We start from the raw sequence: 18,541 nt of genomic DNA, 5'->3' as shown, positions 1-18,541 counted from the left end.
TAAACAAAGACGGCTCATGCTATAATATTAAACAAGAATATTTTTTAGAGCACTCAGTTTTTGGGTGTTTTTAAGTTGTATATATGACATGGAGATAAGAGGGTGAATGTAAATGGCGAAAGAACAAAATCTGACAGCTGAGCAAGTCATCGATATGGCTTCTCATTATATGAATCAGGAACATCTAGCGCTCGTAAAAAAAGCGTATGAATTTGCGCGCGATTCTCATAAAGAGCAATTTCGTAAATCAGGTGAGCCGTATATTATTCATCCAATTCAAGTTGCCGGCATTTTAGTCGAATTAAAAATGGATCCATCGACCGTTGCATCTGGATTTTTACATGATGTCGTGGAAGATACGCCAGTCACACTAGCAGATTTAGAAGAAGTTTTTGGCAGTGAAGTTGCCATGCTAGTAGACGGAGTAACGAAACTTGGTAAAATTAAATATAAATCACACGAAGAGCAACAAGCTGAAAATCACCGGAAAATGTTCATTGCGATGGCGCAGGATATTCGCGTTATTTTAATCAAACTAGCGGACCGTTTGCATAATATGCGGACATTAAAACATTTGCCCGTGGAAAAACAACGTAGAATTGCGAACGAAACATTAGAAATTTTTGCGCCACTTGCACATCGCTTGGGTATTTCACGAGTGAAATGGGAGCTGGAAGACACAGCGCTACGTTATTTAAATCCACAACAATATTATCGCATCGTCCACTTAATGAAACAAAAGCGGGATGCAAGAGAGCGTTATTTGCATGATGTGATTGACGGTGTGAATGAAAATCTAGATGAACTCAATATTCAAGCGGATATTTCTGGAAGACCAAAACATATTTATTCGATTTACCGGAAAATGAGCGAACAAAATAAACAATTTAACGAAATTTATGATTTGTTGGCTGTTCGAATTGTCGTTAGTAGTATCAAGGATTGCTATGCTGTTCTTGGTATTATTCATACGCGCTGGAAACCGATGCCAGGTCGCTTTAAAGATTATATTGCGATGCCGAAGTCGAATATGTATCAATCGATTCACACGACGGTTATAGGGCCTCAAGGAGAACCGCTTGAAGTTCAAATCAGAACGCACGAAATGCACCAAATCGCTGAATACGGGGTTGCAGCACACTGGGCCTATAAAGAAGGCAAAGTGGTTAATTCCAAAACTTCATTCGATAACAAATTAACATGGTTCCGAGAAATTTTAGAATATCAAAATGAATCGGATAATGCGGAAGAGTTTATGGAAAGCTTGAAACTCGACTTATTTTCGGATGTTGTTTACGTATTTACTCCAAAAGGTGATGTGTACGAGTTACCAAATGGCTCTGTACCACTGGATTTTGCTTACCGTGTCCATACCGAAATCGGAAACAAAACAATCGGGGCTAAAATTAACGGAAAAATTGTGACACTCGACTATAAATTAAAAACGGGCGATATTATTGATATTTTAACGTCCAAACATTCTTATGGACCAAGTCGCGACTGGCTAAAATTAGTTCAAACTTCGCAAGCGCGAAATAAAATTAAACAATTTTTCAAACGACAAGCAAAAGAAGAGAATGTCGAAAAAGGTCGCGATTTAGTTGAGAAAGAAATTAGACAACTTGGATTCGAATCGAAAAAAATTATGACGCCAGAAAATCTTCGTAAATTAGCTGATAAACTAAATTTTTCGCATGAAGATGATCTGTTTGCAGCTGTTGGTTATAACGGCATCACAGCTTTACAAGTAGCTAACCGCTTAACAGAAAAACTACGTAAAGAACGTGAACTGGAAGCGGAAACGGAGAAACTATTAACACAATCAGAAAATAAACCCTCCAATTCCGATGCTAACAATGAGAAACTGAAGATTAAGCATAATGCAGGAGTAGTTGTTCAAGGGGTAGGTAATCTATTAATTCGACTATCCAGATGCTGTAATCCGGTGCCTGGTGATGATATCGTCGGTTATATTACAAAAGGTCGCGGCATTTCTATTCATCGTCAAGATTGCCCCAATGTTCAAGCTATCGAACCAGAACGACTAATTGAAGTAGACTGGGAAGATGCTGATTCTCAAGCAAAAAATGACTACAATGTAGATATCGAAATATATGGCTATAACCGTAACGGCCTATTAAATGATATCTTGCAAGTGATTAATAGCCTGACTTCCAATATTAACGGCGTCAATGCTAAAGTTGATAATAATAAAATGGCCACATTAGTCGTTACGCTACAAATTCATAATATTAATCATTTGCAACGAGTAGTGGATAAAATAAAACAAATTCCAGATGTTTATACAGTGAGAAGATTAATGAACTAAAGGAGTGGAGAAGCGATGCGTGTGCTACTACAAAGATGTTACGAGGCTTCCGTGAGTGTGGAAGAGGAAGTCATTAGCGAGATAGCTGGAGGTCTTTGTTTATTAGTTGGATTCACCCATACAGATACCCCAGAAACCGTTGACTACATGGCGAAAAAAATCGTAGGATTGCGAATTTTTGAAGATGAGTCAGAGAAGATGAATATTTCTTTAGCCGATCGAGGTGGCGCCATTCTTAGTGTTTCCCAGTTCACTTTATATGCAGATGTCAGTAAAGGGAAACGTCCGAGCTTCACAAAATCCGCTCCTGGAGAAAAAGCAGAAGCGCTGTATGACTTATTTAATCAAAAGCTTGCAGACTCTGGGATTATTGTCGAAACAGGTGTATTCGGTGCGATGATGGATGTGAAAATCGTCAATCATGGACCAATTACCATCATGCTTGATTCAGATGAAATGCGTAGTAAGTAGTAAAAAAGCAATCATTCAGGAAACTGAATGATTGCTTTTTTTAATTAGAGAAGTAATTAGCTAGACCGTCTGTTACGGAATCAGCAATTTGGCTTCTATAAGATGCTGAATTAATATTACGTTCATCTTTTGCGGAACTTAAGTAACCAAGTTCAAGTAAGACAGCAGGTTGTGAATTTTCTCTAACTACATAATAATCGCCGACTCTTGCGCCGCGGTTAGAAGTAGGGAGGTCTTTCCCAAGCGTAGTATTAATACTTTCAGCGAGCGATTTATCACTATTGTCGTAATAGTAAGTAGTTTGGCCGCTTACGCCTTTACTTGTGTCTTCTAAACTATCAAAATGAATACTAATAAAGACATCTGCATTATTTTCGGCAGCTATATTTGTTCTTCCTTTTAGAGAAACATACTTATCACTATTTCTCGTTAAGATAACTTTAGCGCCTCTAGATTCAAGTTTTTGTTTTAACTGTTTGGCTGTTTTTAAAGTCATTTCTTTTTCAATCGTACCATTTGCGCCTTTTGCACCCGGATCATTGCCGCCGTGTCCAGGGTCAATAACGATTGTCGCTTCGGATAATTTGGTTGTTTTGCTTCGAGGGCTGGAGGTTTGTCCTTTGTCGGAAACATCGACTACCCAGTTAGCTACATAACCTTCTTCACCGCTTGTCGTGCGAATTTTATACCAGTCACCTTGTACTCCTTGAATAGCGAATCCTTGACCAGAATTTGCTTTTTCGATGACGGCACCATCACGACTTGGCTTATTTCTAATATTAGTGGAGTCATCGCGAATGGTTACTGTTTGTAGTTCGCTTTCATCTACTTTTGTAACGGATTCACGAATCGTTAAGTAATCGGAGCTAACCCATGCGCTTGTACCATTATATTGGATTTGCGCCCAGCCGTTTTGTTGGCTAGTAACTGTTACTTGGTCACCGTTATTTAGTAATCCAAGTGACTTACTTGAGGTACTTGGTTTCTCGCGGACATTCAATCCGCCATCAGAAGAAACGATAGCGACACTGTTACTTGCTGCGCTGACATCTGTGTTTTCTACTAACCAGCTGGCAACCCAACCGCTATTTCCGTTATCTAACTGAACTTTGTACCATTGATTTTCTTCACCGACTACCCGGAGTACTTCATTTTTTCTGGCTTGGCTCGTTACATCATATGCTAAACCAGGACCGCTGCGGACATTCAAGACTTCTGCTTTGACGACAACGGAATTCGCGTTCGCCATTGCTATGGTTGTAAAAATACCTGCTGCAATCAATAAAATGGAGACAACGGTGATAAAAATGAATTTATTCTTCATTTAAAGCTAACACCACCCATATACTCATAAACTTTTATCTGACAGTAAAATGTTACCATAAAATGCGCTTTCATGGAACTAGAAAGTGGATTTTTATAAAAAAACTGGCAAAATGTTGACTTTTCAGTGTGTTTTTAGTAATCTTAGAATAATTCATATTTAAAACTAGCGACAGAGAAAAGTAAGAAAATCCATGCTATAAAGAGAATTTATCCCATTTGGCTGAAAGGATAAAGATAGTCATATTTTCTGAAAAGACACTCTCGAGGTTTCTTGTTGAAAAACAGTAAGCAAGAACGTATTCAGGCGTTAACTGACTTAAGTGAGGACTCATTAGTAGTTCTAATTAGGGTGGTACCACGGGTGTAAATAGACTCTCGTCCCTTGTTTTTATAACAAGTGACGGGGGTTTTTCTTTATATTTTGAAGTAAATAAAGGAGGTTATGGTGATGGATTTGCAATTACCAAGAGGGACGCGAGATATTTTGCCGGAAGAGGTTAGTAAATGGCATTTTTTAGAGACCGAGTTTAAAAATGTTTGCGAAAACTTCCAATACGAAGAAATCAGGACGCCTGTTTTTGAACATACAGAATTATTTGAGCGTGGGGTTGGCGATTCTACGGACATCGTATCAAAAGAAATGTACACTTTCCAAGATAAAGGTGGCAGAAGCTTAACGCTAAGACCAGAAGGGACTGCTTCGGTTGTTCGAGCTTTCGTTGAACATAAATTATACGGCGAAGTGAGCCAACCTATCAAAATGTATTATAATGAACCAATGTTTCGTTATGAACGTCCACAAGGCGGAAGACAACGCCAATTTACTCAAATGGGTATTGAGGCGCTTGGAAGTGACGATCCTTCTATTGATGTAGAAGTTATCTCACTAGCAATGACATTTTTCAAAAAAATTGGCTTAACAAACATTAAATTAGTCATTAATAGCCTTGGTGATAAAGAAAGCCGTTTAAAACATCGGGAAGCACTTGTTGCACACTTTGAACCACACATTGATGAATTTTGTGCAGAATGCCAAGTGCGGTTACACAAAAATCCACTGCGGATTTTAGACTGTAAAAAAGATCATGACAATCCACTGATTCAATCTGCGCCATCTATTTTAGACTTTTTAAATGAGGAATCTGTTGCCTATTTTGAAAATGTTAAAAATTACTTAAATGCGCTAGAAATTCCGTTTGAAATTGACCCAACGATGGTTCGTGGTTTAGATTATTATAACCACACGACATTTGAAATTATGAGCGTAGAAGAAGGATTTGGCGCGAAAACAACGCTTTGTGGTGGTGGTAGATATCACGGTTTAGTGAGAGAGTTTGGCGGCCCAGATACACCAGGAATGGGCTTTGGTATTGGTGTGGAGCGTATTTTACTAGCACTAGAAAAAGCGGACATCGAAATACCTGCGAAAAAACCATTAGAGGTTTATGTGATTACAGCGCAACCAGAAGCAGAACTAAAAGCCGTAACACTCGTAAATAAATTAAGACAAAACGGCATTAGTGCAGAAAAAGATTACTTAAAACGTAAATTCAAAGCACAACTAAAAGATGCCAATAGAAAAAATGCCGTATACACCATTATTCTTGGTGAAGAAGAATTACAAACAGGCAATTATCAATTAAAAAATATGGAAACAGGCGAGCAAGAAGCTGTGTCTGAAACAACCATTCTAGAAAAATTAACAAACACCAAGGGGGAGAAATAAAAATGGAAAAACGTACAAGTTACTGCGGTGAATTAAACGAAGCGCATATTGGTCAAAGTGTTGTCCTTCATGGTTGGGTACAAAAAAGACGCGACTTAGGTGGATTAATTTTTATTGATTTACGTGATCGTGAAGGAATCGTTCAAGTTGTTTTCAATCCTGAATTTTCAAAAGAAGCGCTTGAAATCGCTGATAGTGTTCGAAATGAATTTGTTGTTACTATTAAAGGAACAGTTCATGCTCGTGGTGAAAAAGCTATCAATGAAAAATTAGCAACTGGTAAAGTAGAAGTTTTAGCAGAAGAAATTACCATTTTAAATACGTCTAAAACACCACCATTTTATATTGAAGATGGCGTGAATGTTTCGGATGAATTGCGTTTGAAATACCGTTATTTAGACTTACGACGCCCGGAAATGAACAACATTTTCAAAATGCGTCACACGGTAACGAGAACGTTCCGCAATAAACTAGATGCACTCGGATTCTTTGATATTGAAACACCTTATTTAACGAAAAGTACGCCAGAAGGTGCACGCGATTATCTTGTACCAAGTCGTGTTTACCCTGGTAACTTCTATGCATTGCCACAATCTCCGCAAATTTTAAAACAGTTACTAATGACTGCAGGTTTTGATAAATATTACCAAATCGTACGTTGCTTCCGCGATGAAGATTTGCGCGGTGACCGTCAACCTGAATTTACACAAATCGATTTAGAGACTAGCTTTTTAACGAAAGAAGAAATCCAAGCGATTACGGAAGATATGTTAGTAGATGTAGTGAAAGAAGCGAAAAATATTACTATCGACAAACCGTTTCCTCGCATGACGTATAAAGAAGCGATGGATCGTTTTGGAAGTGATAAGCCAGATATTCGTTTCGGTTTAGAATTGCAAAATGTATCAGATGTCGTTAAAGATGTTGATTTCAAAGTATTCCAATCCGCTATTGAAAATGGTGGCGAAGTAAAAGCGATTAATGCGAAGAGTGCGGCAGCTAATTTTTCACGTAAAGATTTAGATGCGCTTGGTGTTTTTGTTGCTAACTACGGGGCAAAAGGTCTTGCTTGGCTAAAAGTAGAAGCTAGCGAACTGAAAGGGCCGATTGCTAAATTCTTCCCTGAAGACAAAGCGGCAGATCTAAAGGCTGCTCTGCAAGCAGAAGATGGCGATTTATTACTATTTGCAGCTGATAAAGCAGATATCGTTGCGGCGTCACTTGGGGCGCTTCGTAATAAACTTGGTAAAGACTTGAACTTAATCAATGAAGAAGAACTTGCTTTCTTATGGGTGACTGATTGGCCACTATTTGAATACGATGAAGAAGCAGGGCGTTATGTATCTGCGCACCATCCATTCACTTTGCCAAAAGAAGAAGATATCCCGCTTCTTGAAACTGATTCTTCTAAAGTAATGGCAGAAGCTTATGATATCGTATTAAATGGATATGAAATTGGCGGCGGTTCATTACGGATTTACAAAAAAGAAGTACAAGAATCGATGTTCCGTGCGCTTGGTTTCACGGATGAATCAGCAAAAGAACAATTTGGCTTCCTGATGGATGCATTAGAGTATGGTACGCCACCACATGGCGGTATCGCACTTGGCTTAGATCGTATTGTTATGATCTTGGCAGGCCGAAACAACTTGCGCGATACAATTGCCTTCCCTAAAACAGGAAGCGCAGTAGACCCGCTGACAAATGCGCCAGGCGAGGTTAGTGCCGCTCAACTTGCGGAATTGAAACTGGAAACAGTAAAAAAAGAAACAAACTAAAAAAGAAGGTGAGCGCTTAAGCTCACCTTCTTTTTGTTTTAAAAATCATCACTTAATTCTTGAATATTTTCTACATGTACTTTATTAACTAGTAATCCTCGATTGGAATCATTGGACCAGAATGGGCCGTCCAATTCTTTCGCTTCACTGGAGCTGATTTTATTTTTATTATAAAAAGTGGCTTCCACATTGTAGCGATTCCCTTTTTTTACTGCATCCCAGCTCTCTTCAGAAAGCGGTAGTGTAATTGATTTGTTTCCAGCGCCGTCAATTTTGCCAGTGATGGTATTATCTTTTGATTTTTTATCCACCACGAAATTAAAGGTAACATCTACTTTTGACGAAGCGTGTTGATAAAGATAATAACCGCCAAAAAGTAGGATAGCTACTAGAACGGTGAAAATGGGGATTTTACGCATAGGGAATTTCGCGCCTCCTTATCTGTTCTAAACGTTCTTCCTTTTTCATTATAAGTGTAAAAGCTAAGAAGCGGAAGGGGTAAACGCCATTTCTCATTGATTTTTTAGAATAGAGGCCCCATTTTTAATTAATTCACCATTTTAACTATTCATTTTGATGGTTTATCTTGTAATGCGTCGATTCCAGTTTCGCCTGTACTGATCTTAACAACGTCTTGAAGAGGGTAAATAAAAACTTTTCCATCACCAGGTTCGCCGGTACGAAGCGTTTCTTTAACAACCCGAAGCACATCTTCCACAGGAACAGTGGAAACAACGATTTCAATTTTCATTCGCTCGTGAATATTGCTTTCTTTTTTTGTGCCACGATAAAGTTCGATAAATCCTTTCTCTAAGCCAGTACCGAGTGCTTTTGTGACAGTTAGGCCGCTTACGCCGATTTTCGCAAGTTCTTTTTGAAATAAGTGAAAGCGGTTTGGGCGAGTAATAATTTCGATTTTTGTTAATCCAGACATATTGTTGCCTCCTTTATTCTTGATATGCTTTTTCGCCGTGCAGCGTCAAATCAAGTCCTTTGTATTCTTGTTCTTCATTTACACGAATTGGTAAAAATAGTTTGATAATTACGACGATTATAGCCGTTGCTACAGCTACATATGCTACCGTCGAACCAATGGCGATTAATTGTTTTACTACGAGAGAAGCATTGCCATAGAATAATCCATCTGCTCCAGCTTCATTTACTTTTGTTGTGGCGAAAAGTCCGGTTGCAATGCCGCCCCAAATGCCGCCAATGCCGTGAAGGCCAAACGCATCAAGTGCATCATCGTATTTTACTTTTCCTTTTAACCAGAATACAGCCCAGAAGCAAAGTGCTCCGCCGAGGAAACCGATAATTAGCGAACTTGGCACAGTGACAAATCCAGCGGCAGGCGTAATGGATACTAAACCAGCAATTGCTCCAGAAATGGTTCCAAGCATAGTGGGCTTTTTATTCGTTAACCATTCAACGAGTCCCCAACCGATAATACCTGCTGCAGCGGCCGTGTTTGTGTTTACAAAGGCTATCATGGCTACATTATCAATTGTTAAGGCACTACCTACATTAAATCCGTACCAACCAAACCAAACTAGAATGCCGCCAATAAGTGCTAAAGGTAAATTATGCGGTGAAGCGGAATCGGCTTCTTTTCTACGCCCAATCATAATTGCGAGGACTAACCCTGTTACACCTGAACTAATATGAACAACATTCCCACCAGCGAAATCAAGTGCACCGAGATTACGTAACCAACCACCATCACCCCAAACCCAGTGAGCAACAGGGGAATAAACAAGTAACGACCATAAGATAATGAAGATCAAATAAGCGGAGAAATTCATTCTTTCTGCAAATGCCCCAGAAATGATAGCTACAGTCAAAATTGCAAAAGTCATTTGAAACATCATGAATAGAATATGTGGAATAGCATCTGAGTAAGTATCATTTGCTGCGAAGCCAACATTATGAAGGAAGGTCCAGTCAAAACTTCCTATAAAGCCGTTTCCAGGGGCAAAAGCTAACGAATACCCAACAATCACCCAAAGGATAGAAATAATTGCCATCGAACTAAAACTATACATGGCCGTACTCAACACATTTTTGCGTCGAACCATACCACCGTAAAATAATGCAATTCCTGGTGTCATTAACCAAACCAATAAAGTACAAAAGAACATAAATACTGATTCCATACTCAACTCTCCTTTTTGTTAGATAAACTAACATGTAATATATTGTTTATGCGTTTATAATACACTATATTTTAATAAAGGCAAGAATATTTTATCAATTCAATAAATTTGGTTAGATTATCTAACATACAGCGGTTTCAATTGTTTGTTTTTGAGATTTATTTCGGAATAATCAGATAATAATAGGATGTATTTTCCGTTTCGATGGCAGATAAAAAGCCTATTCGGAAATAGGCTTTTTTCATTAAATATAAAACATGTAACCATCCGATAGTTCAGCATCCGTAGAATGTTTTAATAAGTCAGCAAGTGTTGTTTGATCTAACACGTCACGGACAGCATTGCGCATTCGTGTCCATAATTCACGCTGAGCAGCTTCTTCATCTTCCATACTCTCGACAAGTACAATCGGACCCTCTAATGTACGAATGATGTCGCCAGCAGTGATTTTTTCAGGATCGCCGTTCAATACGTAGCCACCATGAGCCCCGCGGATACTTTTAACAATTCCTGCATTACGAAGGGGGCCAATTAACTGCTCTAAATAATGTTCCGATAAATTTTTATCTTGGGCGATACTACGAAGAGAAATCGGGCCATCGCCAATTCTTTTTGCGAGTTCAAGTGTTATTGTTAGGCCGTAGCGACCTTTTGTTGTAATCTTCATTTTTATTTAACCTCCAGTAATTTCAAAACCGCTTATACCGCATCTATTATATCGGAATTACAGAAAGAAGGCAAAGGAAACAAGTAGGTGAACGCACAGATGTTCTTATGTTATAATAGTAAGCAAGCAAATAAGAAGGAGCGGTTATATGGCAATTCAACCTTTAGCTTACCGAATGCGCCCGAAAGCACTAGATGAAATCGTGGGACAAACGCATTTAGTCGGTAAAGATAAAATTATTTATCGGATGGTCAAAGCAAAACAATTATCTTCTATGATATTATATGGACCGCCTGGAATTGGAAAAACCTCCATAGCAAGTGCGATTGCTGGAAGTACAAAATATGCATTCCGTACATTAAATGCAGTTACCAATAATAAAAAAGATATGGAAGTAGTAGCAGCTGAGGCGAAAATGAGCGGCACGGTTATTCTTCTTTTAGATGAAGTACATCGGTTGGATAAAGCGAAACAAGATTTTTTACTACCATTACTTGAAAGTGGCGCGATTATCTTAATAGGTGCAACGACAAGTAATCCTTATATCGCGATTAATCCGGCGATTCGAAGTCGAACACAAATTTTCGAGTTAAAACCTCTAACTGTTGAAGATATTATGATAACAATGGACCGAGCGCTTTCAGATAAAGAACGCGGGCTTGGGAATTATGATGTAGAAATAGATGAGGTTGCGAAAAAACATTTTGCAACGGCGAGTAACGGCGATGTGCGAAGTGCGCTGAATGCCTTAGAGTTAGCTGTCATTTCTTCTGAACCAAATGAAGATGGTGTGATTCATATTACACTCGATGTGGCAGAGGAGTGTTTACAAAAGAAAAGTTTAGCTCATGACAAAGACGGAGATGCCCATTATGACGTATTAAGTGCTTTTCAGAAATCTGTTCGTGGTAGCGATGTGAATGCAGCGCTCCATTATATGGGACGTTTAATTGAAGCAGGGGATTTAGTCAGTATTAGCCGGAGAATGCTTGTTATGGCATATGAGGATATTGGTCTTGCGAGTCCACAAGCCGGAGCGCACACACTCGCAGCCATCCAAACCGCAGAAAAAGTCGGGTTTCCTGAAGCGCGAATTCCGCTCGCCAATGCTGTCATTGAGCTTTGCCTTTCGCCTAAATCCAATTCTGCTATTATGGCGATTGATGCGGCACTAGCAGATATTCGCCAAGGGAACAGTGGAGAAGTGCCAGATCATTTGCGGGATGGACATTACTCTGGTGCAGAAAAACTTGGACGAGCGATTGATTATAAATATCCACATAATTATGATAACGCTTGGGTGGATCAACAATATTTACCAGATCGTCTTAAAAACAAATTGTATTATGCGCCAAAATTCACTTCGAAATTTGAGCAGACAATCGCTGGTGTGTACCAAAAGATTAACGAAAACAAAGCAAAAAAAGAATAAAAAAAGTGCCAAATGAAAAGTCGCTAACATTGAAATTTCGTCTTTCCTATGGTATTCTAAATGAAGAAAAGAAACCCTAATGTATTCGATATAGTTCCTAATATTTTTGAACCGAACAATTTTTTATACCTAGGGAGCTTGGAGTTCCGGCGCGGCGCACATGCCTTCACACGAGGAAGTGCAAACCGTTAGACAGAGCACCCACCTGCTTTAATTGATAGCGGGTTCAAAGGAAGGGAATCCTAAACGGTACGATTGGGGTTTCTTTTTTTGCGTGTAAATAGGAGTTATTCCTCTTTACTTTACAGGAGTATTGCTGTTACAATAAGAAACGATTAACGGCGAACAGGAATTCGTCTACAAAAAAGGACGCGATAAAAAATGGAAAATAGAATTTACTTAGACCATGCTGCGACAAGTCCAATTCATCCAGAAGTTATCCAAACGATGCTTGGCGCAATTACAAATACGTACGGCAATCCTTCCAGTATCCATTACGCTGGACGAGAGGCAAGAAAAGCTTTGGATGAAGCTCGTCACACAATTGCAGATAGTATCCATGCTACAGAAAAAGAAATAATTTTTACAAGTGGTGGAACAGAAGGCGATAATTTGGCGATTATTGGAGCAGCGTTAGCACAACAAGAAAAAGGCAAGCATATAATTACTTCGCAGATTGAGCACCATGCGGTCTTAAAAACATGTGAATACCTTGAAACGCAAGGATTTGACGTTACCTATTTGCCAGTAGATGAGCATGGAATAGTATCTATAGAGAGCTTACAAGAGGCCTTGCGTCCAGATACAATTCTAGTTTCTATTATGTATGGTAATAATGAAATAGGCGCTATTCAGCCGATTGCGGAGATTGGTGCAATTTTAAGTGACCATCAAGCAATTTTTCATACAGATGCAGTACAAGCTTACGGGCTATTAAATATAAATGTAACGGAGCTAGGGGTAGATTTATTAACTACTTCTTCTCATAAAATAAATGGACCACGTGGCGTAGGTTTTTTATACGTCAAAAATGGCACACGGCTTATCTACCAAATGCACGGCGGAGAACAAGAACGAAAACGTCGCGCTGGAACGGAGAATTTAGCAGGAATCTGTGGTTTTAGTGCGGCGTCTTCTATCATGATGAATGAACGAGAGCTAAAAAATGAGGAATATATTTCCTTCAAAAAACGAATGGCAGAAATTTGGCGTTCGGCAGATCTTGATTTTGAAGTGAATGGTTTAGAAGCCAACACTTTGCCACATGTATTTAGTGTGCGTTTTCCAGGAGTTTCGATTGAACAATTATTAATGAATTTAGATATGGACGGAATTGCAGTTTCGAGTGGTTCGGCTTGTACGGCGGGAACAGTAGATCCATCGCATGTATTAGTAGCCCTTTTTGGTGAAAATCATCCAGCGATTCAAGAGACCGTTCGGATTAGTTTTGGATTAGGAAACCATTTAGAAGAAGTGGAAACGGCGGCTACGAAAATTAGTGAAGTAGTAACGCGTTTAATGAAAATATAAGAAGGTGAGGGGCGAGCTTTGAGTACAAATAATAGTGACATTCGTGTAGTTGTCGGCATGTCAGGCGGAGTAGATTCATCAGTCACTGCTCATATTTTAAAAGAACAAGGTTATGATGTTATTGGCATCTTTATGAAAAATTGGGATGATACGGACGAATTTGGCGTTTGTACAGCAACGGAAGATTATGATGATGTGATTCGCGTAGCCAACCAAATTGGTATTCCGTATTATGCAGTCAATTTTGAAAAAGAGTATTGGGATAAAGTGTTTACGTATTTCTTAGATGAATACAAACTTGGGCGCACGCCAAATCCGGACGTGATGTGTAATAAAGAAATTAAATTCAAGGCGTTTTTAGAACATGCGGAAAGTCTTGGTGCGGACTTTGTGGCAACGGGTCACTACGCACAAGTGAAAAAAGTCGGCGATGAAATCGAATTACTTCGAGGTGTCGATAATAATAAAGATCAAACGTACTTTTTAAATCAACTTTCACAAGATCAATTGAAAAAAGTGATGTTTCCTCTTGGAGCCATGGAAAAAACAGAAGTGCGCGAAATTGCGAAAAAAGCCGGCCTTGCTACTGCAAACAAAAAAGATAGCACAGGGATTTGTTTCATCGGCGAAAGAAACTTCAAGCAATTTTTAAGTGAATATCTTCCAGCACAACCTGGCGAAATGAGAACACTGAACGGTGAAGTGTTAGGGAAACATGACGGCTTGATGTATTACACAATCGGTCAACGTCATGGTCTAGGTATTGGTGGCGACGGCGAACCTTGGTTTGTTGTTGGTAAAGACTTAAAAGAAAATGTATTGTTTGTGGAACAAGGTTTCCATCACGAAACACTATATTCAGATTCGTTAATTGCGACAGATATTTCTTTCACAACGAATGCAGCAAAACCGAAAACAATCGAATGTACTGCCAAATTCCGCTATCGTCAAACGGACACTAAAGTAACCGTACACTTGCGCGAAGATGGGACAGCAGAAGTAGTATTCGCTGATCCAGTTCGAGCGATCACACCAGGTCAAGCGGTTGTATTTTACGACGGCGACATTTGCCTTGGCGGTGGAACCATCGATACGGTTTGGAAAAATGGTGCGAAGTTAAATTATGTAGGCTAAAATTGGAACCGGAGAATCTTGTTTTCTAGGAGACTCCGGTTTTTTCATGCATAAATGCGTTTTTTTAAACAGATTTTATGGTAAAATATTATACGAAACAGGGAAAAGAGGTCCTTTATGAAAAAGATAGCGATTTTTGGGAGTGCGATTGTTTTATTTTGTCTTCTTATATGGGGATATTTTTATTTCAACTCAGAACCGTCTACGATTGCTGAAAATGCGGCAAATTCAACTAAAGCGGTGGATGTACTTGAGGAAAACGACATTCTTGTTTTTACCCCACGGAAATCTGATGCCGATATGAGTATCATTTTATATCCGGGTGCTTTTGTTGACGCTCTAAGTTATGCACCTCTTGCAAACAAACTTGCTTCGAGCGGTTACAAAACGTACATCGTTGAAATGCCCTTTAATTTAGCTGTGTTTGGTAAAAACCGAGCTGCTGACATTATTGACGAAGCTCCGGATGAAAAATTTGTTATTGGTGGACATTCGCTTGGTGGTGTAATGTCTTCTAGATTCGCACACGATAACGAAAAAGAAATCGAAGGCGCTTTTTTCTTAGCTAGTTACCCAGATAAAAAAGGCTCCTTAAAAAATGCACCTTTTCCAGCACTATCTATCACAGCTACAAATGATGATGTGTTAAACCAAGATTCATATAATAAAAATAAAAAATACTTACCTAAAGACACTACCTTCGTTTCTATTAAAGGTGGAAATCACGCGCAGTTCGGTTCATATGGAGAGCAACATGGGGACGGAAAAGCGACGATTAGTGGACCAGAACAAACAGACCAAGTAGCGAATGCGCTCATTAAGTGGCTTAATACATCTGTAAAAAATCAGGAAAGATAAGAGGGATAACATGGATAAAAACCAATTAGGCATTAAACAAATGCAAGAAGGCAATTTAGAAGAAGCAGTTAAATTATTTACAGAAGTGATTGAAGAACACCCAAGTGATCCAGTTGGTTATATTAATTTTGGAAATGTTTTACTTTCAATGGATGATTTTGAACGTGCAGAATTATTCTTCAAAAGAGCGCTTGAGCTAGACGACACAGTTCCAGCTGCTTACTATAGTTTAGGAAATTTATATTATGAACTAGAGCGTTATCAAGAGGCAGCAGATAGCTTCCAAAATGCAACAAAACAAGGAATGGAAAACGGCGATTTATTTTTCATGTTAGGAATGAGTTTTGTTCAAATGGAAGAGCTAACACTTGCGATGCCATATTTACTTAGAAGTGTCGAGTTAAACCCAGAAGACGGCGAAGCGTTATTTCAATATGGGATTGTGCTTGCTCGCAGTGGTTTTTATGAAGATGCGATTAATATGTTAGAACGCGTTTTACTTGTTAAACCAGAGGATCCAGATGCACTTTACAATATTGGTGCTGCTTATCTGGCATGGCAAGGGGATATCGTTCTTGCTAAAAATTATTTTGAAAGAGCAATTGCTACAGATGCATCACATGAGTTGGCTGAAAATGCCTTGAACGCGATTCAAGATTTAGAAAACGAAGCAGAGTAAAACGAATTAGAAAGGAGGCGGCTTAGGATGGCTGAACAAGAATCACTCGCTCTATTTAACGATACACCAGAAGAACTTTTCATGAAGGGCACGATGTTGTCCACCATTTTTTACAATGCCGAAAACCTCTTTTCTGTTGTACGAATATTGGTCAAAGAAACCAATGCGGATTGGGACGAAAAAGATATTATCGTAACTGGCTTTTTCCCAGCGCTTCACGAGCAAGAAGTGTACACTTTCTACGGAAAAATGCAGGAACATGCTAAATTTGGTCAACAGTTTAAAGCAGACCGATTTCGTAAGGAAATGCCACAATCACGAGCGGGTTTAATTAGTTATCTATCTGGTGAACTTTTTAAAGGCATTGGTAAAGTCACTGCTGAAAATATTGTGGATACGATTGGCGACGATGCTATCACAAAAATTTTATCCGATCCGAGCTTGCTAAATACAGTACCTAAGTTGCCATCTGGCGCGGCAGAAAGTTTGCTTGCTTCCCTTAGAGAAAATCAAGGGTTGGAGCATGTGATGGTCGGATTAAACGAATATGGCTTTGGTCCACAATTATCCATGAAAATTTTTCAGGCTTATAAACAAAATGCGATTGAAGTATTAGAAAATAACCCCTATAAATTAATTGAAGACGTAAAAGGGATTGGTTTTCATCGTGCCGACGAACTTGGGCGGAAACTAGGTCTTGGCGGGAATCATCCAGAACGGCTTCGTGCTGGGATTTTATTTATGTTAGATTCGGTTTGTATGCAACAAGGTCATGTATATATGGAGCAAGAGGTTCTGCTCGGAGAAGTAACTTATTTACTGGAAGAAAGCGAAGGCATTCGTATTGACCAAAATATTTTAGTGGCTCAAGTAGAAAAATTAGCCGAGGAACAAAAGATTATCACGGAAAATACACGTGTTTACATGCCATCGCTCTATTATTCAGAGAGCGGCTTTGCATATCACGTGAAGCGAATGCTTAAACAAACAGAATACCAAGAACAATTTCCGCAATCTGAATTTCTGCTAGCTCTAGGTGAATTAGAAGAACGGATTGGAGTTCACTACGGAGATTCTCAACGTCAGGCGTTAGAACAAGCGTTAATGTCTCCGATGCTCGTACTTACTGGTGGTCCCGGAACAGGGAAAACAACAGTTATTAAAGGGATAGTAGAGTTGTATGCGGAGCTAAATGGTGTAAGTCTTGATCCGCATGCCTATAAAGATGGAGCAACGTTTCCTGTGCTTCTTGCCGCTCCAACAGGTCGCGCTGCTAAACGAATGTCAGAATCAACTGGACTTCCGGCGATGACTATTCACCGTCTGCTTGGAATGAACGGTCAGGAACAAATGGATGATGATGCAGAGCGGCTTATTGATGGACGACTATTGATTGTAGATGAGATGTCGATGGTTGATATTTGGCTTGCTAACCAATTATTTCGTGCTTTACCAGCGCATATGCAAGTCGTACTCGTTGGTGACCAAGATCAATTGCCGTCTGTTGGACCAGGTCAAGTACTCAAAGATATTCTTCAATCAGAACAAATTCCAACCGTAGCCCTTTCAGATATTTATCGCCAAAAGGATGGCTCATCCATTATCGAAATGGCGCATTATATAAAAGAGGGAATGTTGCCAGCTGATTTCACCAAAAATAGCGCCGATCGCTCTTTTTTCCATTGTACGGTAAACCAAATTGGCGATGTAGTCGAACAAGTGGTGAAAAATGCCAAAAACAAAGGATTTCGAGCAAAAGATATCCAAGTTTTAGCGCCGATGTATCGCGGTCCAGCAGGGATTGACGTTTTAAATAAAAAACTACAAGAAATCTTCAATCCAAATGATACCGGTCGTCGGAAAGAAGTTCAATTTGGCGAAATAAAATATCGCGTGCATGATAAAGTACTTCAATTAATTAACCAACCGGAAAAGAATGTGTTTAATGGGGACATAGGTGAAATTGTGTCTATTATCTATGCGAAAGAAAATACCGAAAAACAAGATTTGATTGTCGTTCAATTTGACCAAACAGAGGTTTCTTACTATAGACAAGAATTTAATCAATTGACCCATGCTTACTGTTGTTCGATTCATAAAGCACAGGGAAGTGAATTTCCGATAGTGATTATGCCGATTGTTCGCAGTTATTACCGGATGCTACGCCGCGATTTACTTTACACAGGGGTAACGAGGAGTAAACAGTTTCTTATTCTTTGCGGGGAAGAAGAAGCATTTCGAATGGGGATAGAACGAATTGATGAAAATAAGCGCAATACAACACTCTCTGAACGTTTAATGAGCGAAGATGTATTATTAGAGCAAATGACGAATAAACGAATTCTTACTGCTGAAAATATTACTGAAATAGATCCGATGATTGGAATGGAAGGGATTACGCCAGAACAATTTATGGCAGGATGAAAAAGAACCACTCTCTAAATAAATAGAAAGTGGT

The 18,541-nt window shown here is 39.1% G+C and carries 15 protein-coding genes, 1 other RNA gene and 1 other annotated feature; of the genes, 11 read left to right on the top strand and 5 right to left on the bottom strand.

What is annotated here, in order from left to right:
- Positions 1-112: 112 nt before the first annotated feature.
- Positions 113-2,329, top strand: coding sequence for a bifunctional (p)ppGpp synthetase/guanosine-3',5'-bis(diphosphate) 3'-pyrophosphohydrolase (locus AB2Q86_RS08080; protein WP_003730167.1), 2,217 nt, complete (start codon positions 113-115; stop codon positions 2,327-2,329).
- 15 nt (positions 2,330-2,344) lie between these two features.
- Complete coding sequence (gene dtd / locus AB2Q86_RS08075; protein ID WP_012581282.1) at positions 2,345-2,800, top strand: D-aminoacyl-tRNA deacylase; 456 nt, start codon at positions 2,345-2,347, stop codon at positions 2,798-2,800.
- A gap of 40 nt (positions 2,801-2,840) precedes the next feature.
- Here the strand turns inward: dtd and AB2Q86_RS08070 are convergent, their stop codons facing one another.
- Entirely contained in the window at positions 2,841-4,124 is a 1,284-nt protein-coding gene (locus AB2Q86_RS08070) for an N-acetylmuramoyl-L-alanine amidase (protein WP_003736674.1), read from the bottom strand.
- Between the two features lie 159 nt (positions 4,125-4,283).
- Positions 4,284-4,512: a binding site (T-box leader), on the top strand.
- Positions 4,513-4,574: 62 nt separating this feature from the next.
- Between AB2Q86_RS08070 and hisS the strand changes: the two genes are divergently transcribed.
- Both hisS and aspS read left to right on the top strand, forming a co-directional pair.
- Positions 4,575-5,852 carry a histidine--tRNA ligase gene (gene hisS, locus AB2Q86_RS08065; protein WP_012581283.1) on the top strand — a complete coding sequence of 426 codons (1,278 nt, stop codon included), beginning with the start codon at positions 4,575-4,577 and terminating at the stop codon, positions 5,850-5,852.
- 2 nt (positions 5,853-5,854) lie between these two features.
- Positions 5,855-7,630, top strand: coding sequence for an aspartate--tRNA ligase (gene aspS / locus AB2Q86_RS08060; RefSeq protein WP_012581284.1), 1,776 nt, complete (start codon positions 5,855-5,857; stop codon positions 7,628-7,630).
- A gap of 38 nt (positions 7,631-7,668) precedes the next feature.
- On the opposite strand, the gene AB2Q86_RS08055 is transcribed toward aspS, so the two are convergent.
- From AB2Q86_RS08055 to cymR, 4 genes are all read right to left on the bottom strand, one after another.
- The gene (locus AB2Q86_RS08055; protein ID WP_003730162.1) at positions 7,669-8,049 is read right to left on the bottom strand and encodes a hypothetical protein; all 381 of its coding nucleotides are present in this window, start codon (positions 8,047-8,049) and stop codon (positions 7,669-7,671) included.
- 149 nt (positions 8,050-8,198) lie between these two features.
- Complete coding sequence (locus AB2Q86_RS08050; RefSeq protein WP_003730161.1) at positions 8,199-8,564, bottom strand: P-II family nitrogen regulator; 366 nt, start codon at positions 8,562-8,564, stop codon at positions 8,199-8,201.
- Positions 8,565-8,577: 13 nt separating this feature from the next.
- Positions 8,578-9,783, bottom strand: coding sequence for an ammonium transporter (locus tag AB2Q86_RS08045; RefSeq protein WP_003736669.1), 1,206 nt, complete (start codon positions 9,781-9,783; stop codon positions 8,578-8,580).
- A gap of 244 nt (positions 9,784-10,027) precedes the next feature.
- Entirely contained in the window at positions 10,028-10,450 is a 423-nt protein-coding gene (cymR, locus tag AB2Q86_RS08040) for a cysteine metabolism transcriptional regulator CymR (protein WP_003726726.1), read from the bottom strand.
- Between the two features lie 148 nt (positions 10,451-10,598).
- Between cymR and AB2Q86_RS08035 the strand changes: the two genes are divergently transcribed.
- The 7 genes from AB2Q86_RS08035 (at position 10,599) to AB2Q86_RS08005 (ending at position 18,507) form a co-directional block, all read left to right on the top strand.
- A complete protein-coding gene (locus tag AB2Q86_RS08035) occupies positions 10,599-11,882 on the top strand; it encodes a replication-associated recombination protein A (protein WP_012581285.1) in 1,284 nt (427 codons plus the stop codon).
- A 70-nt stretch (positions 11,883-11,952) separates the two neighbouring features.
- Positions 11,953-12,148: non-coding RNA, 6S RNA (gene ssrS, locus AB2Q86_RS08030), on the top strand.
- Between the two features lie 115 nt (positions 12,149-12,263).
- Positions 12,264-13,412 carry a cysteine desulfurase family protein gene (locus AB2Q86_RS08025; RefSeq protein ID WP_012581286.1) on the top strand — a complete coding sequence of 383 codons (1,149 nt, stop codon included), beginning with the start codon at positions 12,264-12,266 and terminating at the stop codon, positions 13,410-13,412.
- A gap of 18 nt (positions 13,413-13,430) precedes the next feature.
- On the top strand, positions 13,431-14,546 hold the full coding sequence (gene mnmA / locus AB2Q86_RS08020) for a tRNA 2-thiouridine(34) synthase MnmA (protein ID WP_012581287.1): 1,116 nt from the start codon (positions 13,431-13,433) through the stop codon (positions 14,544-14,546).
- 117 nt (positions 14,547-14,663) lie between these two features.
- A complete protein-coding gene (locus AB2Q86_RS08015) occupies positions 14,664-15,404 on the top strand; it encodes an alpha/beta hydrolase (protein WP_012581288.1) in 741 nt (246 codons plus the stop codon).
- A gap of 40 nt (positions 15,405-15,444) precedes the next feature.
- Positions 15,445-16,083 (top strand): tetratricopeptide repeat protein, encoded by a 639-nt coding sequence (locus AB2Q86_RS08010; protein WP_077904947.1) that lies wholly within the window; start codon positions 15,445-15,447, stop codon positions 16,081-16,083.
- Between the two features lie 27 nt (positions 16,084-16,110).
- The gene (locus AB2Q86_RS08005) at positions 16,111-18,507 is read left to right on the top strand and encodes an ATP-dependent RecD-like DNA helicase (protein ID WP_012581289.1); all 2,397 of its coding nucleotides are present in this window, start codon (positions 16,111-16,113) and stop codon (positions 18,505-18,507) included.
- Positions 18,508-18,541: the final 34 nt, after the last annotated feature.

This window comes from Listeria monocytogenes (genome assembly GCF_041765605.1).
Classification (GTDB): domain Bacteria; phylum Bacillota; class Bacilli; order Lactobacillales; family Listeriaceae; genus Listeria; species Listeria monocytogenes_D.
This window is presented reverse-complemented; position numbering and strand designations above follow the sequence as displayed.